General features: G+C 72.0%; 22 protein-coding genes. 12 read left to right on the forward strand and 10 right to left on the reverse strand.

The window, feature by feature from the left end; all coding sequences use genetic code 11:
• Window positions 1-250 precede the first annotated feature (250 nt).
• From ACXN5W_RS08715 to sbnA, 5 genes are all read right to left on the reverse strand, one after another.
• Entirely contained in the window at window positions 251-1,600 is a 1,350-nt protein-coding gene (locus ACXN5W_RS08715; RefSeq protein WP_473157662.1) for a cellulose binding domain-containing protein, read from the reverse strand.
• A 355-nt stretch (window positions 1,601-1,955) separates the two neighbouring features.
• On the reverse strand, window positions 1,956-3,119 hold the full coding sequence (locus tag ACXN5W_RS08720; RefSeq protein WP_473157663.1) for an acyl-CoA dehydrogenase family protein: 1,164 nt from the start codon (window positions 3,117-3,119) through the stop codon (window positions 1,956-1,958).
• The gene (locus ACXN5W_RS08725) at window positions 3,116-4,798 is read right to left on the reverse strand and encodes an amino acid adenylation domain-containing protein (protein WP_473157664.1); all 1,683 of its coding nucleotides are present in this window, start codon (window positions 4,796-4,798) and stop codon (window positions 3,116-3,118) included. The genes ACXN5W_RS08720 and ACXN5W_RS08725 overlap by 4 nt, the downstream gene beginning before the upstream one ends.
• Window positions 4,795-5,850: a 2,3-diaminopropionate biosynthesis protein SbnB gene (sbnB, locus tag ACXN5W_RS08730; protein WP_473157665.1), complete on the reverse strand. Its 1,056-nt coding sequence runs from the start codon at window positions 5,848-5,850 to the stop codon at window positions 4,795-4,797. The genes ACXN5W_RS08725 and sbnB overlap by 4 nt, the downstream gene beginning before the upstream one ends.
• A complete protein-coding gene (gene sbnA, locus ACXN5W_RS08735) occupies window positions 5,847-6,815 on the reverse strand; it encodes a 2,3-diaminopropionate biosynthesis protein SbnA (RefSeq protein WP_473157666.1) in 969 nt (322 codons plus the stop codon). The genes sbnB and sbnA overlap by 4 nt, the downstream gene beginning before the upstream one ends.
• Before the next feature lie 316 nt (window positions 6,816-7,131).
• On the opposite strand from sbnA, the gene ACXN5W_RS08740 reads away from it, so the two are divergent.
• The 9 genes from ACXN5W_RS08740 to ssuE all read left to right on the forward strand — a co-directional run bounded on the left by ACXN5W_RS08740 (window position 7,132) and on the right by ssuE (window position 16,454).
• Entirely contained in the window at window positions 7,132-7,908 is a 777-nt protein-coding gene (locus ACXN5W_RS08740; protein WP_473157667.1) for a helix-turn-helix domain-containing protein, read from the forward strand.
• Between the two features lie 506 nt (window positions 7,909-8,414).
• On the forward strand, window positions 8,415-8,987 hold the full coding sequence (locus tag ACXN5W_RS08745; protein WP_473157668.1) for a GAF domain-containing protein: 573 nt from the start codon (window positions 8,415-8,417) through the stop codon (window positions 8,985-8,987).
• Between the two features lie 61 nt (window positions 8,988-9,048).
• Complete coding sequence (locus ACXN5W_RS08750) at window positions 9,049-9,282, forward strand: hypothetical protein (RefSeq protein ID WP_473157669.1); 234 nt, start codon at window positions 9,049-9,051, stop codon at window positions 9,280-9,282.
• A gap of 61 nt (window positions 9,283-9,343) precedes the next feature.
• The gene (locus ACXN5W_RS08755; protein WP_473157670.1) at window positions 9,344-10,057 is read left to right on the forward strand and encodes a thioesterase II family protein; all 714 of its coding nucleotides are present in this window, start codon (window positions 9,344-9,346) and stop codon (window positions 10,055-10,057) included.
• A gap of 44 nt (window positions 10,058-10,101) precedes the next feature.
• Window positions 10,102-10,962, forward strand: a complete 861-nt coding sequence (locus ACXN5W_RS08760) for a hypothetical protein (protein ID WP_473157671.1) — start codon at window positions 10,102-10,104, stop codon at window positions 10,960-10,962.
• 109 nt (window positions 10,963-11,071) lie between these two features.
• Window positions 11,072-12,415 (forward strand): MFS transporter, encoded by a 1,344-nt coding sequence (locus ACXN5W_RS08765; RefSeq protein ID WP_473157672.1) that lies wholly within the window; start codon window positions 11,072-11,074, stop codon window positions 12,413-12,415.
• Entirely contained in the window at window positions 12,415-14,472 is a 2,058-nt protein-coding gene (locus tag ACXN5W_RS08770) for a molybdopterin oxidoreductase family protein (protein WP_473157673.1), read from the forward strand. Before ACXN5W_RS08765 ends, ACXN5W_RS08770 begins: the two co-directional genes overlap by 1 nt.
• Complete coding sequence (locus ACXN5W_RS08775; RefSeq protein ID WP_473157674.1) at window positions 14,469-15,914, forward strand: FAD-dependent oxidoreductase; 1,446 nt, start codon at window positions 14,469-14,471, stop codon at window positions 15,912-15,914. Before ACXN5W_RS08770 ends, ACXN5W_RS08775 begins: the two co-directional genes overlap by 4 nt.
• A 9-nt stretch (window positions 15,915-15,923) precedes the next feature.
• The gene (gene ssuE / locus ACXN5W_RS08780) at window positions 15,924-16,454 is read left to right on the forward strand and encodes an NADPH-dependent FMN reductase (RefSeq protein WP_473157675.1); all 531 of its coding nucleotides are present in this window, start codon (window positions 15,924-15,926) and stop codon (window positions 16,452-16,454) included.
• A 42-nt stretch (window positions 16,455-16,496) separates the two neighbouring features.
• Here ssuE and ACXN5W_RS08785 read toward each other — a convergent pair whose 3' ends face one another.
• The gene (locus ACXN5W_RS08785; RefSeq protein WP_473157676.1) at window positions 16,497-17,282 is read right to left on the reverse strand and encodes an AraC family transcriptional regulator; all 786 of its coding nucleotides are present in this window, start codon (window positions 17,280-17,282) and stop codon (window positions 16,497-16,499) included.
• Window positions 17,283-17,336: 54 nt separating this feature from the next.
• Between ACXN5W_RS08785 and ACXN5W_RS08790 the strand changes: the two genes are divergently transcribed.
• Window positions 17,337-18,680 (forward strand): MFS transporter, encoded by a 1,344-nt coding sequence (locus ACXN5W_RS08790; RefSeq protein ID WP_473157677.1) that lies wholly within the window; start codon window positions 17,337-17,339, stop codon window positions 18,678-18,680.
• 6 nt (window positions 18,681-18,686) lie between these two features.
• Window positions 18,687-18,971, forward strand: a complete 285-nt coding sequence (locus ACXN5W_RS08795) for a hypothetical protein (RefSeq protein ID WP_473157678.1) — start codon at window positions 18,687-18,689, stop codon at window positions 18,969-18,971.
• An 84-nt stretch (window positions 18,972-19,055) separates the two neighbouring features.
• On the opposite strand, the gene ACXN5W_RS08800 is transcribed toward ACXN5W_RS08795, so the two are convergent.
• The 4 genes from ACXN5W_RS08800 to ACXN5W_RS08815 all read right to left on the reverse strand — a co-directional run bounded on the left by ACXN5W_RS08800 (window position 19,056) and on the right by ACXN5W_RS08815 (window position 23,407).
• On the reverse strand, window positions 19,056-20,054 hold the full coding sequence (locus ACXN5W_RS08800; protein WP_473157679.1) for a histidine kinase: 999 nt from the start codon (window positions 20,052-20,054) through the stop codon (window positions 19,056-19,058).
• On the reverse strand, window positions 20,051-21,223 hold the full coding sequence (locus tag ACXN5W_RS08805) for a DUF418 domain-containing protein (protein ID WP_473157680.1): 1,173 nt from the start codon (window positions 21,221-21,223) through the stop codon (window positions 20,051-20,053). Before ACXN5W_RS08805 ends, ACXN5W_RS08800 begins: the two co-directional genes overlap by 4 nt.
• Window positions 21,224-21,314: 91 nt before the next feature.
• On the reverse strand, window positions 21,315-21,959 hold the full coding sequence (locus ACXN5W_RS08810) for a response regulator transcription factor (RefSeq protein WP_473157681.1): 645 nt from the start codon (window positions 21,957-21,959) through the stop codon (window positions 21,315-21,317).
• A gap of 134 nt (window positions 21,960-22,093) precedes the next feature.
• Window positions 22,094-23,407, reverse strand: a complete 1,314-nt coding sequence (locus tag ACXN5W_RS08815) for a sulfite oxidase (RefSeq protein ID WP_473157682.1) — start codon at window positions 23,405-23,407, stop codon at window positions 22,094-22,096.
• A 190-nt stretch (window positions 23,408-23,597) separates the two neighbouring features.
• Here ACXN5W_RS08815 and ACXN5W_RS08820 point away from each other — a divergent pair, with 190 nt between their 5' ends.
• On the forward strand, window positions 23,598-24,716 hold the full coding sequence (locus ACXN5W_RS08820; protein WP_473157683.1) for an NHL repeat-containing protein: 1,119 nt from the start codon (window positions 23,598-23,600) through the stop codon (window positions 24,714-24,716).
• Window positions 24,717-24,763 lie beyond the last annotated feature (47 nt).

Consider the following 24,763-nt stretch of genomic DNA (forward strand, 5'->3'; position numbering starts at 1 on the left):
CTGCCCGGTGATCTATTTCCGGACAGTCTCGACTATCGCGACTTTTGCCCGATTTTACGGCAAATCCGGCTGGTCCGTCCCGAGGTGCCGTGCCCGGACTGGGCGTTCACCGGAGCCAGCGGACGGATGGACGGTTGCCCGTGCCGGCCGACGCGCCCGGATCGACGACACCGGGCCCGGAGCCGTACAGCGCTCCGGACCCGGTGTCGGCCGTGCTTCCCGATCAGGGAGTGTCGGTCAGGTTCGCTGATCAGGGACTGGTGCAGCTGACGTTGCTCGGCGGGGTGGCGCCGTTACCGGTGGCGGTGTATCCGAACGTGGTGGTGGCGTTCGCCCCGAGGGCGCCGTTGTACGCGGCGTTCTTGACTGTGACATCGCCGGTGGCGCCGGTGTTGGTGCCGTTCCAGAGGCTGCTGATGGTCTGCCCGCTGGCCAGGGTCAGCCGCACGGTCCAGCCGTTGAGGGTGGTGGAACCATTGTTGGCCACCGTGAACTCGCCCTGGAATCCGCCGGGCCACGAGTTGACCGCCTTGTAGGTGGCGGTGCAGGCGCCGGGCGTACCGGTCGGCGGGGCGCTGGTCGGCGGCGCGGTGGTCGGCGGGGCGGTCGTGGGCGGCGCGGTGGTCGGCGGGGCCGTGGTGGGCGGGGCCGTGGTCGGCGGCGCGGTGGTCGGCGGCGCCGACGTGGGCGGCGTGGTGGACGTCAGTTGGGTGAAGAACTTCCAGATCTCACCCGAGGTCCAGGTCCGGGAGTCGTTGGGCTGGCCGGACCCGTCCACCGGGCTCGGGGTGTGGTCCCCGTCGAACGCCGCCCACTGGACGGGGTAGCCGGCCCGGCATCCCGAGTACGCGGTGGTGATGTGCGTCAGGCTGCCCTGGCTCGGCTCGCGCGGGCTCATCTGGGTGCAGCCGTTGTTCCGGACGAACGTGTCGCGCAGCGACCGCCCGTTGGAGATGTTCAGCACGCTGTCGTGGATGCCGTGGATGCCGAAGTACGCGACGGGCTGCGTACCGGGGTTGCAGCCGCTGAGGTTGGCCCCGGACAGCACGGCGACCGCGCGGACGATCGTCGGCCGGGCGCAGGCGACCGCGTAGCTCATGGCGCCGCCGTAGCTCCAGCCCAGCGCGAACACCTGGCTGGTGTCGACACACAGGTCGCCCTCGACCTGCTGCAGGATGTTGTCGAAGAGGGTCAGGTCCCGGTTGTTGGTGTTGGCCCAACCGGCGTCGATGCCCTGCGGGGCGACGAAGATCGTGCTGTTGTTCGACAGCGGCTGGAGGCCGTAGTAGCCGGCCGAGGTCACGTTGTTGGCCGAACCGTTCAACCAGTGGAAGGCGACCACCAGCCGGTACTGGTGGTTCCGGTCGTATCCGTCGGGGATCCGCAGGTTGTAGGTGCGGTTGGTCCCGCCGCTGTTGATCGTGCGCGTACCGTTGGTGAGCGTCGGCGCCTTCCCACATCCGGCGGTCGCCGCGAGGGTGCCGTTGGTGGCGGCCACCGCGGTCCCGCCGAGGCCGCTGCCCAGAGCGCCGCCGACCGTGGCCACGAGCAGCAGTGCCATGGCCGCGATGGTCGGCAAAAGATATCTATGTTTCGACATCAGGCAACTCCCTGTAGTGGTGGACGTCAAACGTGTGAGCGCTAACATGATCGATGTCGATGTGTCGACACGCTCGTCGGACCGGGTTGGCCGCCGTTGTCCGTCCGCCCGGACCGCCTGGTCCGCGCGTTCCGGGTCGCGGACCAGCCCGGATCCGGCGGTGGGTGGCGTGCCGGGTCCGGCCGAACCGATGCCGGCGTGATTAACAATCAATCTCGATCGATCGGAGTATCGCATTGACGGTGATGCGCGTCAATCTGTCACCGTGCGGGCGGGAACCTGACGAGGATTGGCGGGCTGACGGAACGAGGTCCCGCCCCGGTCCAACCGGACCGGGGCGGAAGGTCGAGCACCATCAGGCGAAGCGGACATCCGGGTCGAGCAGACAGAGCTGGCCGTCGGCCAGGTGCAGCCGGTCGTTGCTGTAGTTGAGGGCGGCGGACCGGAGGTCGCGCACGGCCTGCTCCAACCTGGTGGGGGAGTCGCGGAGGTAGCCGTGCCGCAGCCCCACCGCGTCCACCAGGTCGTTCACCGCGGCGTGGCATTCCTCGGCGGCGGTGATCTTCAGGGCGTTCAGTACCAGCTGACGCGCGGGAGCGGACAGGTCGGTTTCGCGGATGACCAGATCCTGGGTGTGGCGCAGCAGGGCGTGGACGGTGTCGAGGCGCTGACGCGACCGGGAGATCCGGGTCCGCAACAGCTCCGAGCTGAGGTCGAAGCGGCCGCGTTGCTTCGGGTCGCGCAGCAGACGCAGCACCCGGGACAGCGCACCACTGGCGGTGCCGAGCCAGGCCGCGGACCAGCCGAGGTGGGCGAGCGGGCCGAAGACCTCCTGGGCGATCCGGTGGAACTCCCCGTGCTCGCCGATCACCTGATGGGCCGGGATCACACCCTTCAGCGTCATGGGCAGGCTGTGGCTGGCCCGCATGCCCATCGGATCCCACCGGCCGGCGCTGTCCACCGTGAGCTGCTTGCGGTGCGCGTAGACCAGGGAGACCTGATCCGCTGTGTTGGCTGTGGGACTACGCATCGTGATCAGGAAGCCGTCCGCGACGGTGCCGCCCGTGACGATCGGCGCCGTGCGTTCCAGCTCCATCATCTCGTCGAGCTGGCGCAGTGGGGCGTAGGAACGGAACAGGTGGCCGCCCTTGCCCGGTTCGGTGGTGACCGAGGCGAGATACAGGTCCCCGGAGGCGAGCAGGCTCAGCAGCTCGTCGCGCAGCGGGGCCTTCGCGTACCGCACGACCGCCTCGGACTGCTGACAGTGCATCGCGAAGATCATCGCCACCGACATGTCGATGCGGCCCAGGGCCATGGTCAGGTCCACCAGGTCCGCGACGGTCCCGCCGAGACCACCGTGCGAGGTGGGTACGAGCAGGCCGAGCAGGCCGGTACGGCGTAGTTCCGCGAGCGCTCGGTCGGGGAAGACGGCGTCCCGCTCGGTCTCCGCGAGCTGCTCCTCGGCGGCGCGTGCGACGGTTGCCACCCGTTCGGCAAGGGTGGTGGGCAGGCTGGTCATCGGGTCTGCTCCTCGGCGGAGAGGGTGGCGGTGCGCAGGGCCTGGTGGTCGACCTTTCCGTTCGCGGTGACCGGCAACGTCTCCCAGCTCTGCCAGCGCCGGGGCACCATGGCGACCGGCAGGGTGGCGCTCAGCGTGCTCCGCAGCTCGGCCACGGTCGCCGGTGTGCGCAGCACGAAGTGGGCCACGATCTCGTCCTCGCCGGACTCGTCGGTCGAGACGGTGACGGCGCACTCCGCGATCGAATCGTGCCGGCTGAGCACGGCCTCGATCTCGTCCAGTTCCATGCGTACCCCGGAGACCTTGACCTGCCGGTCGCTGCGACCGAGGTAGTAGGCGAGGCCGTCGGCGAAGCGGGCGAGGTCGCCCGTGCGGTAGAGCCGGCCGGTTGGCGAGTCAGGGTCGAAGGGGTCACGGAAGAAGGCATCTGCCGTGGCGGTGGGGTCGTTGAGGTAGCCGAGCCCAACCCCGGCGCCACCGACGAAGATCTGCCCGGTCTCGCCCTCTCCGGCGGCCCGCCACCGGCCGTCCTCCTGGCGGACCAGCAGGTACAGCACGGTGTTGACCACGGGGGAGCCGACGGGCAGGCGGGGGCGGTCGAGATCGGCGCGGGTGACGACGTGGTGGGTGACGTCGTCGGAGCACTCGGTCGGGCCGTACGCGTTGACGACCGTCACGTCCGGGAGGGCGTGGCGGACCCGCGCGGCCAGGGCCGGTCGCAGTTCCTCGCCGGTGGAGATCAGCTGCCGCAGCGCCCGGAGCGGGAAGTCGGGCGCGCGGCTGACCTCGTCGACGAGCCAACCCACGACGGTGGGGACCAGCTCGACCACGGTGACCACGGCGGACTCCAACGCGCCGATGAGCCAGCGGGGAAACCGCATGGCGGTGTCGGGCACCACCACCAGGCGACCGCCGACCAGCAGCGGACAGAGCATCTGCCAGATCGAGATGTCGAAGACCAGGGGCGCGGTGAACGCGATCGCGTCGTCCGGCCCCAGGCCCAGGTCGATGGCCTTGGCCCAGAGGTGGTTCAGCATGCCCCGGTGCTCGATGGTCGCCCCCTTCGGCCGGCCGGTGGTCCCCGACGTGAAGATCGTGTACCGCGCCTCAGCGGAGCAGTCCGCCGTCAGTCGGGGCGGCGGCCCGCCGGAACCGGATTCCCACGGCGTCGCGCGCAGCGTCGCGACCCGTTCGGCGGTGGCCGCCACCCGGGCGGCCCGGCAGGTGGGTTCGTCGCCGGCGTAGTCGACCAGGAGCACCGGGCGGCTGCGGGCAAGGACGTCGCGGACCCGTTCGGTCGGCCAGGTCGGGTCGACGGGCAGGTAGCAGGCGCCGATGCTCTCCAGGGCCAGAAACAACACCGGGGTGTACGCGCCGCGCGGTCCGGCCGCCGCGACCAGGTCGCCGGGCCCGACCCCGTGGGACAGCAGCGCCTGCCGGACCGCGGTGACACCGGCCACCACCTGCTGATAGCTGAGCACACGGGCGCCGTCGACGATCGCGGTCCGTTCCGGACGCGACCGGGCGTGTTGTAGAACGTGCGCCAGGACGGAGGTGGCCGTGTCCACCGGTCGGGTGTTGCGCAGGGCGCGGGCCGTAGCCTCGGCGACCGTCCCGGCGGCGAGGTCGAGTTCGACAAGCCCGGTTTCCCGCCGGCCGGTGTCCTGGGTGGTGGTCATCGGATCTCCGTCTCGGGGTCGCTGTGGCGCTGGAGGTCGTGGAAGAAGCCGTCGATCGGCACCAGATCGCCCGCCCGACGGGCCGCGTCGTGGATGTGCTCGCCCACGGCCAGGTCCAGCACACCCAGTCCGAAGGGGGAGAAGACGACGGTCCGGTCGGCGGGCGGGGTGACCCCGCCGGTGAGTACGTCGTAGAGGGTCCCGTGCAGGAAGTCACGCCCCCCGGTGAGCTGCTCGGTCAGGTGCACCGAGGTGGCCGCCTTCAGCACGTGCTCGACGTCGTCCACGATGTTGACGCTGTCCAGGATCACGTCCGGGCTGAGGTCCCGCAGCGACAGGTGGAGGACCAGCGGGTGGTGGTCGAACCAGGTCGGGTCGGTGACGTGTGGGCTGCCGGCGGTGGTGGCGAGGACGATCAGGTCGCTGCCGCGGATCAGGTCCTCGGCGCGGTCGTGGACCCGCACCTCGGGACCGGGGGTGGCGTCCCGCAGGTACCTGGCGAACCCGTCGGCGTATTCGGCCGACAGATCGTGGACGCCGATCTCCGCGATCGGACGGCCCAGCGCGGACAGGTGGGCGTGCGTGTAGCGGGCGATCAGGCCGGTACCCAGGTATCCCACCCGCCGTGGGGCGGGTCGGTCGCGCCCCAGGGCCCGGGCGGCCACCGCGGCGGAGGCCGCGGTGCGGGTGGCGCTGATGATCGAGCTTTCCAGGCAGGCGTACGGGTATCCGGTGTCCGGATCGTTGAGGATCAGCACGGCGGAGGCGCGCGGGATGCCGCGTTCCAGGTTGGTCGGGAAGCTGGAGATCCACTTGATGCCGTCGACCGGACGGTCACCACCGACGGACGCGGGCAGGGCGATGATCCGGGCGGTGGGCCGGTCGGGAAACCGCAGGAAGTAGGAGGGCGGGTTGACGGTCCGGCGCTCCCCGTGCAGGAGGTACGTCTTCTCGACCAGTTCGAGGATGTCGGGTAGGCGGCCGGCGAGCACCCGGTGTACGGCGCGGCCCGGCACCACGGAGAAGGCGGGAATGTCGGCGTGGTTGGTCATGGTGTCCCCAGGAGGTTGTCGGCGTCCCGGCCGTAGTGGTCGGCGACCCAGGCGTCGTCGTAGACGGTGTCGATGTAGCGTTCGCCGAGGTCGGGTCCGATGGCCAGGGCGGTCCGGACGCTGTCACCGTGCTCGGCCAGCCACCGGGCGGCCGCACTGATGACGGTGCCGGACGAGCCGCCGAGCAGCAGGCCACGGGACGCGAGCTGACGGCAGGTCCGGATGGTGTCGATCTCCGGCACCCAGATGACCTCGTCGACCAGGTCCTCGTCGATCAGCGGCATGGACGTGCTGGCCCCGAGCCCGGGGATGTGCCGGCGGCCGGGGCTACCGGAGAAGCTGACCGAACCCACACTGTCGACGGCGATCACCCGGACCCGGGGGCGGCGTTCGGCGAAGTAGCGGATGCAGCCCATCAGGGTGCCGCCGGTCCCCACCCCGACGAAGAGCGTGTCGAGGTCGGGGAAGCGCTTGTCGATGAAGGCCGCGGTGCCCTCGTAGTGCGCGACCCAGTTGGCCTCGTTCTCGTACTGGTTGAGCCAGACGTAGGCCGGGTCCTGCGCGCAGCGGCGGCGGACGTACGCCTTGCGGGCGGACAGGTAGCCGCCGTTGGCGTCCGCCTCGGTGACCACCACGACCTCCGCCCCGAGCGCTCGCATGAGCTTCACCGTCTTCGGGTTGCAGTTCGGGTCGGTGACGCAGACGAACCGCAGGCCCTTCGACGCCGCGACCACCGCGATGGCCACGCCGAGGTTGCCCGAGGAGGACTCGATGAGGACGGTTCCGGGGCCGAGCAGACCCTGGCGTTCGGCTGCCGCGACCATCGACACCGCGGGTTGGATCTTGATGGAACCCGCGAAGTTGAAGCCCTCACACTTGAGGTGCAGCGGTACGCCGAGGGTCGGTCGCAGGTCGAGGTAGACCTCGCTGTCGAGCAGTTCACACGCTTCGGCGACGATTGTCATTGGGCCACCCCGTGCGAATCGGACGCGACGACGAGTGTGCGGGAGTCCTCGGTCATTTCATGCCTTTCTCGGAACACGCCAAGATCACCCGGACGGGGTGGCTGGGGTATGCCAGCACCCGGACGGGATATTCCGCTGATCAATGATTGGGGTCGCCTTACGGGCGTCCCACTATCCGAACGATCGGTGTGCTCGGATGCTGAACTCGTATCGTCCGCGATCTGGCTGCGGCGAACCGAAGTCAATGTAAATTCCGTCCCCCATGCTTTGCAGCTTGGCAAGCCAGAGACACCGCCGGTAGTCGATAATCGGCCATATGGTCCTTCGATACGGCCACGCCAACGATATTGTCCAACGTCTCGTCCTGAGCCCCGACCAGACCGTCCGACCGCACCAGCACGAACAGACCCAGATCGTCGTCCCGCACACCGGCGTGCTGGGGGTGACAACGGCCGGGGGCACCTGGGTCGTCGCGGCTCCGGACCAGGCGATCCTGGTGCCGCCGCGACTGGTCCACGCGCACCGGGCGCACACCCACAGCATCATCACCACGATCATGCTGACCTTCCCGCCATTACGCGGCGCACCATCCGACCGGCCCGTGGTGGTGGGGTTGACGCCGCTGGCCAGGCACGTGCTGGATGCCCTGGGCGAGCCCGAGCGCCTGGACCGGCAGCGCTCCGCGCTGGAGAACGTGCTGCGGTACGAACTGACCGGCGGTCGCGACATCGCCCGGCCACTGTCCCTGCCGACGCCACGTGACCGACGCCTGGTGGCGCTCAGCAGCGCCCTGGTTCGGATGCCCGACGACCGGCGCAGTGTCGCCGAGCACGCCCGGGAGCTGGGTATCGGGGAGCGCACGCTGCGCCGCCTGATCCGCTCGGAGCTGGGGATGTCCTTTCCCCAGTGGCGCAACCTGCTCCGCCTGGTGGCGTCGCTGACCTACCTGGCCGACGGCGAGTCCGTGAACAGCACGGCCTATCGGTGCGGCTTCACCTCACCGAGCTCCTTCATCACCCAGTTCAAGGAGTTCCTGCATGTCACGCCGGGGGCGTACCAGCGCCAGATGCGGGCGTCCGTGATCGATTCGTAGCCGTTGGCCGGACGCCCGGCCGCACTGGCCGGTGCCGGGCCGGAGCCGTCGCGCCGCGCGGTCGACCAGCTTCTGGCGCGCGGCGGGCTCGACCGCGCCCGAGGTCGGTCCCGACCGACCGATCGCGATTGGGACGCGATCGCATCGCCCGATGCCAGGAATTAAAGGTGGCCGGATCCTGCAATTGTCGGGGCCATTATCTATTTCCGGCGTATCCCGGTGTCGCTCGCTACTCGACATAATCGCTGCGTACGACGCGTGCGCGATGGTGACGAACGTGTTTGTGGCGTTCTGTGACCCAGAACACACCGCTTGTAACCATCGGATCTCGCTGTTAGCGTCGTGCCTAGAAAAGCGAAGACATCATCGAAAAAGATCTTCGCACATAAACGGGGATTGCGTTTGCTGGCTATGCCACGCGCGCCTTTCCTCCGTTGCTTCCTGTCCGGTGCCGCTGATTATCGCGGCGTATTCCGGTCTCATTTCCGTCGTCTGAGGAGGTCCGCATGCCCGGAAACGGTTCGGAAAGCTCGGCCGAGAACTGGAACACCGCCCTGAAGTACATCGCGGGCCGGAAGGCCGCGGAGGAGTCCCTCGGTTTCCTGGCCCACGTGGGCACCACCATTCGCAACACCGCCGGACTTCCCGACGTCGTGCCGGCGGTGGCCGCCGCCTGTGTGCCGTTCTTCGGTTCGGCGATCTCCGTCGACTCCCCGGCCACACACCCGGAGGCCGTCGTCCGCTCCGTCGGCGACTTCCAGGCCGCTCTTGCCGCCGTGCGGACCCTCGCCGGGGACCGGCCGGCGGAGACGCTGGTGATCAGCGGCCACGAAAGCCTCGCCGGACGGACCGACAACGACCACCTCGCCCTGCTGCGCGAGCACGGGGCGGACTCGGCCGTGGCCATACCGCTGCGCTACCGCGGCGTATCCGGCGGTCACCTGGTGCTGGTCCGTGCCGCGCAGCACCGCCGGGGCGCGCTGAGTCCGGGAGATCTCGCGTTGGCGACCGAGGTGGCCGGCGGGATCGCCGCGTTCACGGCCTTCGCGACGCAACCGGTCGCGACCGGCGGCCGATGAACCAGCCCGCACGGACCCCCGACGATCCGAACCCAACCCGCGAGACGACTGGGAGGTAATCATGTCGGCGACCTGGACGGATGTGCGCTCCTGGATTCTCGAGCGCAACCCCGAACTGACCGATCTGGACCCGGACACCGACATCATCGACACCCGCATCGTCAACTCGCTGCAGTTCGTCGAGCTGGTCCTCTATATCGAGGAACTGCGCGGCACCATGCTCCAGTCCGACGAGGTCGACTTCGACGCCTTCCGCACGCTGAAGAGCATCGAGAAGAACTTCCTGGTCCAGTGACCACCGGGCCGGCCGACGTCCACCGTCGGCGCCCAACCATCCCCATCAGCAGGAGTGCACCATGGCATCCCAACCTGCGGTCGTCGTGCGGCGCGACCTCGGACCGGCCGAGGACATCGTCGTCTTCCTGCCGCCCGCGGGCAGCGTCGGTTCGCCGTATCTCGACGTCGACGAGCACCTACCGGAGGGGATCGCGGCGCTGCACTGCGAACTGCCCGGACGCGGCCGGTTGCGGGACCAGCCCGCACCGACCTCCGTGCCGGACGCGGTTGACCGTTGGCTGGCCGAACTCGCCGGTCTGGCCGCCGGCCGACGGCTGCACATCTTCGGGCACAGCCTTGGTGCGCTCTTCGCGTACGAGTTGGCGAACCGGTCCCCGGACGGGTTACGGCGGACCATCGCCAGCCTGATCATCTCCGGCGCGCGAGAACCGGGAAGCCCGGCTCGCACGCTGGTCAGCGCCGCCTTCGCCGCACTGCGCACCGACCAACCCGACGGTGCGGGCGCCTGGTTGCTGGCAGACCTGCGGATGCGCCGCGAGTACCGGATGCCCGGCCGGGTGGTACGGGCGCCGTTCGCCCTGCTGACCGGGCGTACCGACACGTTCGTCCGTCCCGAGGAGATCGGAGAGTGGAAGCGGTGGATCAACGGGCCCCACCTCGGCAGCTACACCTTCGACGGCGGCCACGACTACTACCGCCAGGCACCGGCCGTGGTGGCCGGGGTGCTCGGTCAGATCGTGGCCCAGGCGCGGAAACACAGCTCCACCCCTTAGCAACCCGTGAAAGCAATGTGGCAACGAGCCGAATGGAGCAGGAAATGACGGTTGACAGCAAGCTCCCGTCCGTCGACCAGTTGATCGACGTCGTCGGGAACAGCTCAGTGGGCATCGCGGTGACCGACGGAGCCGGTGCGGTGCTGCTGCACAACAGGGCCGAGTCGGTCCTGTTCGGCGGCGAGGTGCCGCACCTGTCGGGGCGGATCAGCCTGGCGGACTCCGGCGACGGCCTTCCGGCCCTGCTCAGCCGGCTGGCCGCCGAGGGGCGGATCGAGAACGTACCGGTGGTGTTCCACGGCCCCGACGGCGGCCAGCGCGCCGGCGCGGTCAACGCGGTCCGGGTCGACGACGGCACCGACGTGCGGATCCACTGGGTGAGCCGACCCGAACTGGACAAGCGGCTTCCGGTCGCGGACACCAGCACGGAGAACCTCACCCAGTCGGACGCCGCCGGCTGGATCCGCACGGTGGACCAGGCGCCGCAGCCGAAGCTGGCGCCTAGTCCCCGGGACGAGGCGCTGTTGCAGGAGTTCTTCACCGTGGCGCCGGTCGCCATCCACCTCATCGGGGCCAACGGCACGGTGATGCACGCCAACCCCGCCGACGTGGATCTGGTCGAGTACAGCGGCACGCCGGACGAGTACGTCGGGCAGCACATCCGCCGCATCTACGAGGACCAGGGCCTGCTCGACGACTTCCTGTCCCGGTGGGACGAGGACTCGCCGATCATCAACTTCCGCGCGAACTTCGTCACCCGGGAGGGCGCGCCGAAGCCGGTCCTGATCTTCTCGACCGCGCAGGCCGACGGCGGCAGCGTGAGCAACACCCGCTGCTTCGTGTTCAACGATCCGCAGCCCGGCCGGGAGCGCGACAAGGTCAGCGCCTTCGGCTGGCCGGCCTGACCGCACGCCGTTAGGCGTGAACTGCCAGCGTACCCGGCTGACGGGCACGCCACGCGGGGCACGGGGGCTGCCACCCCCGTGCCCCGCGGATACCCAAGGAGACGCCGCTGTGACACAGCTACGGGGGCGATCCCGGCCGGAACTGGCGGGCTGGGATCCGGAGAACGAGTGGTTCTGGCACCGCGTCGGCCGCCGGGTGGCGCGCCGCAACCTGACGGTGTCCATCGTCAACGAACACATCGGACTGTCAGTCTTCACCCTGTGGTCGGTGCTGGTGCTGTTCCTCGGTCCGGCACACGGGTACCACCTCAGCCCGTCCGACAAGTTCCTGCTGATCAGCACCCCGACGGCCGTCGGCGCCCTGCTGCGGCTGCCCTACGGGTACCTCGTCACCCGCTTCGGCGGACGGACCTGGACCATGATCGCCGGGCTGTTGCTGCTGGTGCCGGTCGGCTCGGCCGTGATCGTCGTACAGCGGCCCGGCGCGCCACTGTGGGTGCTCGTACTGGTGGCCGCGACCGCCGGCCTCGGCGGAGGCACGTTCGCCTCGTCGATGCGCAACATCCACGCCTTCTACCCCCGCCGCCAGCAGGGCTGGGCCCTCGGAATCAACGCGGGCGGCGGCAACCTCGGGGTGGCCAGCACCCAACTCGCCGGGCTCGCCGTGCTCGCCGTGGCCGGCACGACCCACCCGGAGTATCTGGCCACCAGCTACCTGCCGCTGATCGGCGTCGGTGTGCTCGCCGCGGCGCTGGGCATGGACAACCTGCCCACACTGCGGCCGGAGAGCGCCGCCCAACGGGCAGCGATGCGGCAGCGGCACACCTGGTTGCTCGCCTCGCTCTACCTGATCACGTTCGGCTCGTTCATCGGTTACGGCTTCGCCTTCGGCCTCGTGTTGCAGTCCCAGTTCGGCTTCCCGGCGCTCGGGGCGGCGTCGCTGACCTTCCTCGGGCCGCTGCTCGGGTCGCTGGCCCGCCCGGTCGGCGGGCGCTGGGCGGACCGCTGGGGCGGCGCGCACGTCACCCTCCGGGTCCTGCTGGCGATGTCGGTCGGAACCGCGCTGATCTACCTGTCGACCATCACGGGTTCGCTGCCGGCCTTCGTCATCGCCTCCACCGCGCTCACCGCGCTCGCCGGCCTCGGCAACGGTTCCACGTACCGCATGATCGCCGAGGTCTTCGGCGGGTCGGCCACCGTGCGGTCCGGTCCGCCAGGACCGCCGGTCACCGCCGGTGCGGTCATCGCGATCGCCGGAGCGGTGGGCGCGCTCGGCGGGGTCGGTATCAACCTCGGTTTCACGTTCTCGTTCGCCGTGACCGGCTCGGCGGGACCCGCCTTCGCCTGCTTCCTCGTCTGCTACCTACTCGGCGCGGCCGTGGTGCGCGGGGTGTACCTGCGCGATGGCCGGCCACTTCCCGCGGCCCGGACCGCCGCAGTGCGGAGTCGATGATGGTGCGTACCCACTGCCCGTACTGCGCGTTGCAGTGCGCCATGCGGCTGGAGGCGAAGCCCGACGGGATCACCGTGTCCCCGGACGAGAACTTCCCCGTGAACGCGGGCCGGCTGTGCGGGAAAGGCTGGACGGCCGCCCGGGTGCTCACCGCACCCGACCGGCTGACCGCGCCGCTGCTGCGCGACCAGGCAGCCGACCCGCAGCGGCCGGCCACCTGGACGACCGTCCTGGACCTGGTGGGCGAACGGTTACGGAGCATCATCGCCGAGTCGGGCCCGGACGCGGTAGCGGTCTTCGGCGGCGGCGGGCTGACCAACGAGAAGGCGTACGCCCTCGGCAAGTTCGCCCGGGTCGCCCTCGGCACCGCACGGATCGACTACAACGGCCGCTTCTGCATGTCCTCGGCCGCCGCGGCGGGCATCGCCGCGTTCGGCGTGGACCGTGGCCTGCCCTTCCCCGTGACGGACCTGGCCGGGGCGGACACCATCCTGCTGGCCGGCGCGAACGTCGCCGAGACCATGCCACCGCTGATGCGGCACCTGGCCGCGGCGCGCCTGGTCGTGGTCGACCCGAGGAGGTCACCGACCGCGGAGCGGGCGGCACTGCACCTGCGCCCGGCGCCCGGCACCGACGTGGCACTCGCGCTCGGCCTGCTGCACGCCGCGGTGCTCGGCGGTCACCTCGACCGTAACTACATCGTCTGGCGGACCACCGGCTTCGACGACGCCTGGCGACAGGCCGCCGAGTGGTGGCCGGAACGCACCGAACGGATCACCGGGGTACCCGTGGCCGACCAGCACGAGGCCGTGCGCCTGCTCGGCCAGGCCCGACGCCGGTACGTGCTCACCGGACGCGGAGCTGAGCAGCACGCCACGGGAACCGACACGGTGTCCGCGTACCTCAACCTGGCGCTCGCGCTGGGCATGCCGGGCCGGGAGGGATCCGGTTACGGCTGCCTCACCGGGCAGGGCAACGGGCAGGGCGGCCGCGAGCACGGCCAGAAGGCGGACCAGCTCCCCGGCTACCGGAAGATCACCGATCCGGCGGCCCGGGCGCACATGGCCGAGGTGTGGGGCATCGACCCGGCGGACCTGCCGGGCGCCGGGCCGAGCGGGTACGAACTGCTCGACTCGCTCGGTCGGCCGGGCGGCCCGCGGGCGCTGCTGGTCTTCGGCGCGAACCCGGTGGTGTCCGCGCCGGACGCCGCGCGGATCGCCAGCCGGCTCGCCGCGCTGGACCTGCTGGTCGTCGCCGACTTCCTGCCCTCGGAGACCGCCCGGATGGCCCACGTCGTGCTGCCGGTGGCGCAGTGGGCCGAGGAGGACGGGACCATGACCAACCTGGAGGGCCGGGTGCTGCGGCGGCGCCGTGCCGTGGACCCGCCGCCGGGAGTGCGCGACGAACTCTGGGTGCTGCGTGAGCTGGCCCACCGGCTCGGCCAGCCGGTGGAGCGCTTCCCCGCCGACCCCGCCGAGGTCTTCGCCGAGTTGCGGCACGCCTCGGCCGGCGGGATCGCCGACTACTCCGGCGTCGACCGGGACGCGTTGGACGAACCGGCACACTGGCCGTACCCGGCGGGCGGCCGGCCGACCCCGCGGCTGTTCCTGGACCGCTTCGCCCACCCCGACGGCCGGGCCCGGTTCCGGTGCGTCGGGTACCGCGGACCGGCGGAGTCACCCGACGTGACGTACCCGCTGCGGGCCACCACCGGCCGGGTGCTGGCGCAGTACCAGACCGGCACGCAGACCCGGCGCGTCCCGGAACTGCTGGCGGCGGCCGGCGAGGCGTTCGTCGAGGTCCATCCCGACACGGCGCGCCGGGCCGGTGTCGCGGCGGGCCGCCTGGCGCGGGTGGTGTCGCGGCGCGGCACGACGGTCGCCCGGGTACGCACCGTCGAGTCGCTGCGTACCGACACGGTCTTTCTGCCCTTTCACTTCCCCGGCGAAGGGCGGGCCAACCTCGTCACCAACCCGGCCCTGGACCCGGTGTCGAGGATGCCCGAGTTCAAGGTCTGCGCGGTACGGCTCGAGCCGTTGGAGGGTGATGTCGAATGATCCGCGTCGTTATCGTGGGCAACGGGCCGGCCGGTCACCGGACGGCCGAACTGCTGCGCACCCACCATCGCGAGGTCTCGGCCACCGTCTTCGGTGCCGAGAACGAACCCGCGTACAACCGGGTGCTGCTGCCCTCGGTGATCGCTGGCCGGATGCCCGCCCGGGCCACCTACCTGAGCCGACCCGACGGCCACGTCGCCGTCCACACCGGTGTCCAGGTCAGGGACATCGACCCGGCGCGGCGGAGCGTGTCCACCGCGGACGGGACCGTCCACCCGTACGACACGCTCGTGCTGGCCACCGGCGCACGCTGTTTCGTTCCGCCGCTGCCCGGGCTGGTCGACGGCGACGGCCGCCCCGCCGACGGCGTGGTGGCCCTGCGGACCCTGGCCGACTGCACCCGGCTGGAGAAATACCTCCCGGGCGCGCGGCACGTGGTGGTCCTCGGCGGTGGCGTGCTCGGCGTCGAGACCGCCCGCGCATTGACCGAGCGGGGGTACGAGGTCGACGTCGTCCACATGGGACCACACCTGATGGAGCGTCAGCTCGACACGCACGCCGGTCAGATCCTGTCCGAGGTCCTGAAGCCGCTAGGCATCCGGGTACACGCCGGGCGCTCCGCGGCTGCCTACCAGGACGGCGGGTTGGCGCTGGACGACGGCAGCGTACTGGCCGCCGACGTCGTCGTGGTCGCCGCGGGCATCGTGCCCGAGACGGACCTGGCCCGGCGGGCCGGCCTGCTGGTCCGCCGGGGCGTGGTGGTGGACGACCACATGCGCACCAGCGATCCGCACAGCTACGCGCTCGGCGACTGCGCCGAACACGCCGGACAGGTGTCCGGGCTCATCGCGCCGGCCTGGGAACAGGCGGAGACCGTGGTAGCGACGATCATCGGAAGCTGGCGACCGTACGCCAGCACCCGGGCGGTCACCCGGCTCAAGGCCCACGGCGTCGATCTCGCGGTCGTCGGCGACGGCAACTGGTCGACCGAGGACGCCGAGATCGTCACCCTCGCCGATCCCGGTCGCGGCCGGTACGCCCGGCTGGCGCTGCGGGACGAACGGGTGGCCGGCGCCATCCTGCTCGGCTTTCCCACCGCGGTGGCGACCATCAGCCAGCTCTTCGACGCCGCCGCGCCGGTGCCAGGGGATCGGCTCGCACTGCTGGTCGGCCACGCCCCGGCCGAGCCGGCGGACCCCACCCGGTTACCCGATTCGGCCGTCGTGTGCCGCTGCAACAACGTCACCAAGGGGGTCCTGGTGCGCGCCTGGCGGGCCGGGGCGCGCAGCCCGGCCGCCCTCGCCGAACGCACCCGCGCCACGACCGGGTGCGGAAGTTGCGCCGACGCGGTCGACGGACTCTGCCGACGACTGCGGGAACAATCCGGGCCCGGCGAGCCGGAGCCCGCCCCGGATCACGTCACCAACCCGTCATCCCAGTGAGGAGCCGTTGTGTCCGAAGTTCTGGTGATCTCCGGCAGTCCGTCCGCCACCTCCAGGACGGAGTTCGTCGGTGACTACGTGGCGCGGCGCCTGGCCGAGCGCGAATGGCGGGTCGGGCACCTGCGGGTCCGTACGCTGCCGGCTCGGGCGATGCTCGACGCCGACCTGGCGAACCCCGCCATCGCCGCGGCGGCCGACCGGGTAGCCCGGGCGGACGGCGTCGTGCTGGCCACCCCGACCTACAAGGCGAGCTACTCCGGGCTGCTCAAGGTGTTCCTGGACCTGCTGCCGCAGTACGGCCTGGCCGACAAGGCCGTACTGCCGCTGGCCACCGGCGGCAGCGCGGCGCATGTACTCGTGCTGGACTACGCACTGCGTCCGGTGCTCCATTCGATGGGCGCCCGACACGTGGTCCAGGGCTTCTTCCTGCTGGACACCCACGTCCAGCGGAACGGTCGCGACCTGCGGATGCGGCCGGAGAGCGCGGAGACGCTCGACGTGGTGATCGAGATGTTCCGCAAGGCGCTCGTGGCGGCCTGAGACCCGGCCGGACGTTGGTGGGGCCTCGACCAGCCGGCCCGGTCAGCGTGGGTGCGCGCCGGGGGTGTGCCCGAAGGCCCGCCGGAACACGTCGATGAAGGCGCTCGACGACGCCCACCCACAGCGTCGGGCCACCGTGCTGACCGGGGTGTCGTCGGCGAGCAGGAGCAGCGCGTGGTGCAGTCGCAGTTGGGTGCGCCACTGCGGGAAGCTCATGCCGAGATCCGATCTGAACAGCCGGGTCAGCGTCCGGTCGCTGGCTCCCACCTCCCGGCCGAGCGCGGCGAGCGTACGTTCGTCGGCCGGGTCCGCCCGCAGGATGGCGCAGACCCCGGCCAGCCGGGGGTCACGGGGGGTCGGCAGGTGTAGCGGTTGCTGGGGAGAGGTGCGTAGCTGGTCGAGCAGGACCGCCCGCAGCCGCTCCCGCGCCGCACTGCTGTCGGCTCCGCCGCTGATGTCGTCCGCACCGTCGGCGTCCTCGTCGGAGGAAGGGCCGGTGGTGTAGGCAAGGATCAACTCACGCAGCAACGGACCCACGCTCAACACCGTCGGCCGATCCAGTGCGAGCGGGTTCTCCGCCACCGGCAGGCCGATCAGGCGCAGCTCGCACGGGCCGTGGGCCTGGTGGGCGTGTACCGTCCCGGCCGGAATCCAGATCGCGCGGCTGGCCGGTGCCACCCACGAGCCGGCGTCGGTGTCGATGGTGAGCACACCCCGGCCCGCGTAGACGATCTGGTGGTCGTCGTGCCGGTGGGCGTCGATGGAGGCCCCGGCGGGCAGCCACTGGGCCCGGGTCGGGGCGATCGCGACATGGCGGATTTCCGTCATCGAACGGCAGTTTATCGGAAGCGCGACAGGGCGGCGCCCGGCAACCATAGCGGGGTGCGGAGGAACAGATCGATCGTCCTGCTGTCCGTCGGGCATGCGTGCGTGGACGTCTACCAGGGTGCCGTGGCCGCGCTGGTGCCGTTCTTCATCGCCGAGCGGGCGTACTCCTACGCCGCCGCCTCGGGCATCGTGTTGGCCGCCTCGCTGCTCTCCTCCGTGGTGCAGCCGTTGTTCGGCGTGCTGACCGACCGATGGGCGCTGCCCTGGCTGCTGCCGGTCAGCACCGTGCTGGCCGGGGTGGGGATCGGGCTGAGCGGCGTCGGCGACTCGTACGCGCTGACGCTGGCCTTCGCCGCCGTCGCCGGGATCGGCGTGGCCGCCTACCATCCGGAGTCCGCCCGGCTGGCCCGGCAGGCCAGCCGGGGCAGCCACGCGGCGATGGGCTGGTTCTCCCTCGGTGGCAATCTCGGCTTCGCGGCAGCGCCGATCATGGTCACCGCGGTGGTGGCCGGCGGCGGCCTGCGGTTGACCCCGGTGCTCGTCGTCCCGGCCATGGCCGGTGCCGTGCTGTGCCTGCCCGTGCTGCGCGTGCTGCGCGCCGGGGCCGGCGCCGGTCCGGCGATCCGTACCGGCGCGGACGACCCACGATCGTTCACGATCCTGTCGCTGGCCGTCGTCTGCCGCTCGATCGTCTTCATCGGACTCGGCACGTTCGTGGCCAGCTACGCCCGGGAGCGCACCGGTGGTGGCGCCTCGGCCGGCGCCGCGGCGCTCTTCCTGCTCTACCTGGGCGGTGCGGTCGGCACGGTGGTCGGCGGGCGGCTCGCCGAACGGTGGGACCGGGTCACCGTGGTGCGCTGGTCCTACGCGCTGACCCTGGTCGCCACCGCCGGCGTGGTGTTCGTGCCGGGCCCGGGCCTCTATGTCTTCGTGGCGCTGACGTCGGCCGGCCTCTACATCCCGTTCTCGTTGCAGGTCACGCTCGGCCAGGACTACCTGCCGAGCCGGGTCGGTACCGCCAGCGGGATCACCCTGGGGCTCACGGTCAGCGTCGGCGGGCTGGCCAGCCCGCTCATCGGCGCGGTGGCGGACGCCACCTCGCTCCGGACGGCGCTGATGCCGCTGATCGCACTGCCCGCGCTCGCCTGGCTGCTGTTCCGCCTTCTCGCCGAGCCGTCGGTGCCCCGGCCCAGCGAACCGGCTTCCGCCGGTCCCGCGATGCCGGCTTCCGCCGGTCCCGCGACGCCGGATTCCGTCGGTCCCGCGACGCCGGCTTCCGTCGGTTCCGTGAGGTCGGCGTCCGTAGGTCCCGCGGCGCCCGCCTCTCCCGGCCCCATGGGGTCGGTCACCGCCGGCCCCACGGGACCGGCGACATCCAACGATCAGCTCCGGAGGTGAGTAGCAGTGCCCAGCGCGCCGCCGAGAAACGCACCGCAGTTGTCCGTCGCGCCGACCACCGACGTCGCGCTGTCGGGATCGGGGGTGCGGCCCGGGTGCCCCTGCCCGGATCGTGTCCCGGTCGGCGCCCGGCAGCACGGTTGGAAGGCCCTGTCCCGCCATGCCACCTCGGGCGGCGGCGTCGAGTACTGCCGCTGTACCTGCGGGCTGCTGGCGGTGCTGCGCGACGGCGCACTGCTGGCCTTCGTGACGCCGGATGAGGACGAACCGGCGGACCCGTCGCGCGGGTGAGCGTTCGAAGGCGTTCGAGGCGCGCGTCGCCGGGCGGCCCGGCGGCGCCCGGCCCGAGGGCCAGCGGCTCCGCCCGACAAGCCGTCAGCGCGGCTCGACCGGGATCCGTACCGTGATCCGGGTCGGGCCGCCGGCCGGGCTGCGCACGTCGAGCCGGGCGTCGACGGCGTCGAGCCGGTCGATGATCCCGCGCAGGCCGGTGCCCCGGGCCGGGTCGGCGCCCCCGGCACCGTCGTCGGTGACGTCGATCCGCAGGGTGTCGCCGGACTGATCGAACGTCACCGCCCCCGCGCTGGCGCCGCTGTGCTTCGCCACGTTGGCCAGGGCCTCGGCCACCGCGAAGTACGCCGCGGTCTGCGCCGCCAGCGGGAGGTCCGCGGGCGGCTCGCCGGTCACGGTCACCGGCACGGCCAGGTCGAGGACCAGCGCGCGGACGGCGGCACCGAGACCACGGTCGGCGAGGACCGCCGGGTGGATGCTGTGCATGACCGTACGCAGGTCGTCGAGCGCGGCGGTCGCGGTGGTCCGCGCCTCCTCCACCAGTCGCGCCGCACCGTCGATGTCGCGGCGCAGCAGGTCACCGGCCAGACCGAGGGTCAGCGCCAGGGAGACCAGCCGGGCCTGGGCGCCGTCGTGCAGGTCGCGTTCGACCCGCTTGAGTTCGGCCGCCTGGCGTTCCACCGCGCCGCGGCGGGACCGGGACAGCACCGCCACCCGTTCGGCGAGTTCCCGCTCCCGGCTGCCGGGCGGCCGGCTGAGCAGCCAGGCGTGCAGCCCGATGATCACCGACACCCCGAGCAGGGTCCAGGCCGGCCAGAAGTACCCGCCGCCGGTCAGCACCCAGACGGTGAGGTCGACGGTCACCAGCAGGCCACCGCCGGCGGCGTCGAGGGCGAGCCGGCGCCGCCGGCCGGCCGGCACCCGCAGCGCGCGGAGGAGCAGGAACTCGCCGAGCAGCACGGTGCCGACGGCGAAGTACACCCAGCGTGGCCAGAACCCGGCCCGGCCGGTGACCAGCCAGGCGGCCGTGGCCGCGACGCAGAGCGTCCCGGCCACGGTCGTGCGGATCGCGGCGCCGGTCATCGACCTGGCCGGTAGGTGATCCGCCGGAGCAACGTCTCGGCCGGACCCCGGTGGCCGTAGGCGCTCATCAACCAGGCGGCGCCGAGGGAGACCAGCCAGACCGCGACCGCCGCCCCGACGGCGGCGTACGTGTCGTCCAGGTGCAGCGCCCACGGTGCGAACAGGAGAAGCCAGGCAACCGACTGGAACAGGTACCCGCTCAGCGACCGCTGCCCGAGCGCGAGCACCGGGGCGAGCGCCGCCGGGGTCCGGCGGGCGGCGCCGACCCGCACGGCCAGCAGGCCGATCAGCGCCACGTAGCCAGGACCACCGTATTCACCGGTCACGGCATGCAGGCGGGCCATGGCCTCGACGGTACCCGGGTCGGCGTGGACGACGCCGGCGGCGATCAGCGCGTACGGCAACGCGCCGGCCAGGCAGAGCCCGAGGCAGCCGACGGCGACCCGGCGCAGCAGGGTGCGGTGCGCGGCGGGCTCCTCCAGAATGCGGTGCCGGGCGGCCCAGACGCCCAGCCAGACGATCACGATGATCGGGATGACGGTGGCGGTGTGTACCGGCCACTCGGTGAGCCGGTCGAGCAGCGAGCGGCCGTACGAGGCGGCGGCCAGGGACGGGTTCGGCGTGTTGGTGATTACGGCGTCGCCACCGTGGGCCCCGGCCAGCGCGGTCACCGCGAGGAACCCGGCGTAGACCGTCTGCACGCCCCACAGCCACAGCACGATCCGGTGGAACCGGTCGCCCCGGCGCAGGAGCAGCAGGGTGGCCAGGATCCCCACGATGCCGTACGCGCCGAGGAAGTCCCCGAAGTACAGCAGCGTCGCGTGGACCAGGCCGAACCCGAGCAGGGCCGCGTTGCGGCGCAGCAGGACGCGCCGCGCCCCCGGGCCCTGCCGGCGGGCGATCTGCACCAGGCCGTAGCCGAACATGACGGCGAAGACCGGATAGGCGCGACTGTCGACGAACATGGTCAGCAGGAAGTTGACGCCGCGCTGCGGGCCGTGCGGGGTGCCGTCCAGACCTGGTTGGCCGGCGAACGCGCAGTTGGCGGCGTTGGCGAGGGCGATGAACAGCAGCATGACGCCGCGGGCCAGGTCGGGGGCGATCGCGCGTTCGGCGCGGGGTACGGGTCCGGCGACCGGCCGGCCCGTGCTCATCGTTGTGGTGGTCATGGTCCAAGGCTGGTCGACGGCGCCGTCCGGTTCGAGGAGCCTGGAACCTCTCCCATGGGGGTACCAGTATCCCGGTCCGCCGGCTGGAGGATCAGCCGTCCAGGTAGGCCAGGACGGCGAGCACCCGACGGTTGTCGTCCTCGGACGACTGCAGTCCGAGCTTGGCGAAGATGTTGTTGGTGTGCTTGGCGACCGCCTTCTCGGTGATGAACAGGGCGGTGCCGATGGCGGCGTTGGACCGGCCCTGCGCCATGTGCGCGAGCACCTCCCGCTCCCGGGGGGTCAACCGGTCCAGCGGCAGCACCCGCTGCCGGCTGTCGAGCAGCTTCGCGACCACGGTGGGATCGAGCGCGGTGCCGCCGGCGGCGACCCGGCGGACCGCGTCGACGAACTCGTCGATGTCGGACACCCGGTCCTTGAGCAGGTAGCCGATCCCACCGCGACCGTCGGCGAGCAGTTCCCGCGCGTACAGCCGCTCCACGTACTGGGAGAGCACCAGCACCGGCAGGCCCGGCACCTCGGCGCGGGCCGCCAGCGCGGCCCGCAGCCCCTCGTCGGTGTGGGTCGGTGGCAGCCGTACGTCGACCACCGCCACGTCGGGGCGCCGGGTGAGCAGTTCCCGCAGCAGGTCCGGTCCGGTGCCGACCGCGGCGACCACCTCGCAGCCGTTGGCCGACAGCAGTCGGATCAGTCCGTCCCGCAGCAACACCAGGTCTTCCGCCACCACCACCCGCACCCGCACCACGGTAGCGGGGCTCCGTCACCGTCCGGGGCACGGGCCGGCGGGTCCGCGACGTCCCGCCTCGGCCGGCGGCACGGGCGGGGAGGCCTGCGACGTCGCGCTGGGACCGGTGGCTCGGGCACCCGTGGTCAGCCGACCGTCACGGGATGCCGGACCACCCCGTCGAAGAGGTAGCCGAACGTGTTGTAGCGGGCCTCGTCGGGCTGGGTGGCGCCGGTGCCGTCGGTGGCCCGGGCGCGCAGCGTGAACGGGCCGGTGGTCGGGGGTTCCCAGCGCAGCCGCCAGCGTCGCCAGGTGCGGTCGTCGGGTGTCGGGTCCAGCCGGGCCCGGCGCCAGGTCCGTCCGTCGTCGGTGCTGACCTCGACCTCGCGGATCCGACCGCCGCCGGACCAGGACCGACCGGTGAGCTGGATCGGCTGCCCGGCCGGGAGCCGGGCGTCCCAGGGCAGTTCGAAGGCGCTCTTCACCACCTGCGGCCCGATCAGCTGCCCGTCCGCCGGATGGTCCGGGCCGAACAGCCGGTAGAACTCGGTGTTCCACGGGGAGAACAGCGGGGTCGCGGAGACCTCGATCGAGCCGACCCACTTGATGGACGAGATGCCGATCCAGCCGGGCACCACCACCCGGACCGGGAAACCGTGGTCGGGTGGCAGGGGCCGGCCGTTCATCTCGTACGCCAGCAGGACGTCGTGCCGGGCCTTGGCGATGGGCAGCGGGCGGCGGACCGGGCCGAGGTTCACCCCGCCGGTCACGTAGTCGGCGTCCAACCCGGCGGGCAGCACGTCCACGGCGTCGTGGGTCAGGCCGGCGTGGTGGAGCAGGGTGGACAGCCGTACCCCTCGCCACCGGGCGACGCCGACGGCGCCGAGCCGCCAGGCGGTGCCGGACACGGTCTGACCCTGCTGGGTGGTGAAGAAGCTGCGCCCGTTGCCCGCGCACTCGACGGTCGCCGTGCCGGTGTGGGCCGGCAGGCGCCGCAGGTCGCGGTAGCTGAACTCGACGGGGTTGTCCGCGGTGGGCGAGCCGCGCAGGCCGGTGCCGAACAGCCGCAGCCGCCAGGCGTCGGCGTCCAGCAGCGGGGTGGCGGTGTGGTTGCGGACGAAGAACCGGTCGGTGGGTACGAGGTGACCCTGACCGGCCATCGCCTCCCAGCGCATCTCGGCGTTGCTGCCGTAGACCGTGAACAGTTCCGGTGGCAGTGGCTTGCGGATCGGCGGGTCGGCGACCGGCGTCCCGGTGGCCGCACCGCCCACCGGCGTGCCGGCGGCGTTGGCGGCGGTCGCCGGCAGACTCGCCGTGGCGGCGGCGACCGCGCCCATCGCGCCGGCCAGGTGCAGCAGATCACGACGGGAGATGCCGGGTCCGCGTGCCGTCCCGGCCAACCACTGCCGCGCCCGCCGGCGGTCGTAGTGGCTCTCCTCGGACGGAACCGATCGGCTCACCGGGCCCCCAGATCGTGGTCTCGTCGCGCCAGCCGTGCGGCGTCTACTCGGCTTAACCTACAGGCTTAATAGGATTATGGTCAACGAGTCCGGCGCCCACCGGCGGTCCCGACGGGTGTCCCGTGGTGGTCACCGCCCCGATCAGGGCGTGGGTACGCGGTGGTGGCCCGGGTCGGGCACGATTGCCGGCATGACGACAACGTTCCGGTCGGTTGCCACCGGGTCGGCCGCCCGCGCCGCGGTGCTCCTGGCCACCGCGCTGGCCGTGCCGCTGGCCCCGGCGCCCGCGGTGGCCGCACCGTCGGCCGGCCCCACGGCGGACGCCACGGCCGGTTCCACGGCGGGCCGGGGCAGTCCGGTGTGCCAGGTGCAGGACCGGCGGCTCAACGAGCTGTCCGGGATGGTCGTCACCGACGACGGCTTCGTGGTGGTGAACGACGGCGCCGACGAGGAGTCCCACCGCCGGATCTTCTTCCTCGACCGGACCTGCGCGGTCGTCCGGGAGGTCTCGTTCCCGTCCCGGCCCCGCGACACCGAGGACCTGGCGGTCGGTCCGGACGGCACCCTGTGGGTGGGCGACATCGGCGACAACGACAGCTCCCGGAAGACGATCGGGGTGTGGCGGCTCGCGCCCGGGGCGAACCGTCCGGTCCTGTACCGGATGACCTATCCGGACGGAGCGCACAACGCCGAGGCCCTGCTGATCACGGGGGACAACCGTCCGCTGGTCGTGACCAAGCAGGGCATCCCGCACCTCTACCTGGCGACCGCCGTACCCCGGGCCGGCGTCACGACGCCGCTGACCGAGGTCGGTGAGGTGCGGCTGCCGGTCACCACGACCAGCAACCCGTACTCGATCGTGGGTCGCACCCTGGTGAGTGGCGCCGCCATCGCCCCGGACCGGCGCCGGGTGGTGCTGCGGACCTACGCCGACGCCTTCGAGTACGACGTCACCGACGGCGACCTGGTGGCCGCGCTGACCCGTGGCACGCCCCGGATCACCCCGCTGCCCGACGAGCCGCAGGGGGAGTCGATCGCCTACGAGCGGGACGGCGGTTCGCTGCTGACGGTCTCGGAGAAGGCCGGCCAGCCCGCACCGCCGACGATCCTGCGCTATCCGCTGCAACCGGACCCGAGCCGGTCCGCGCCGGCGGCCGGGTCGGGCCGGCCGGCCCTGGCGGTCGCCGGGTCCGGCAACCACCGGGGTACGGCGCTGCCGGTGATCGCGATCGCCGCCGCGGCCGGTGCGGTGCTGCTCCTGCTCGGCGTGGTCGGTGTCCGCCGGTCCCGCCGGACGTCCGGCCGGTAACACGGCGCCGCGCGCCGGCCTGCCGCCCGGCGTGGTTACCGCCGGCC

It is taken from the genome of Plantactinospora sp. A48, assembly GCF_055793945.1.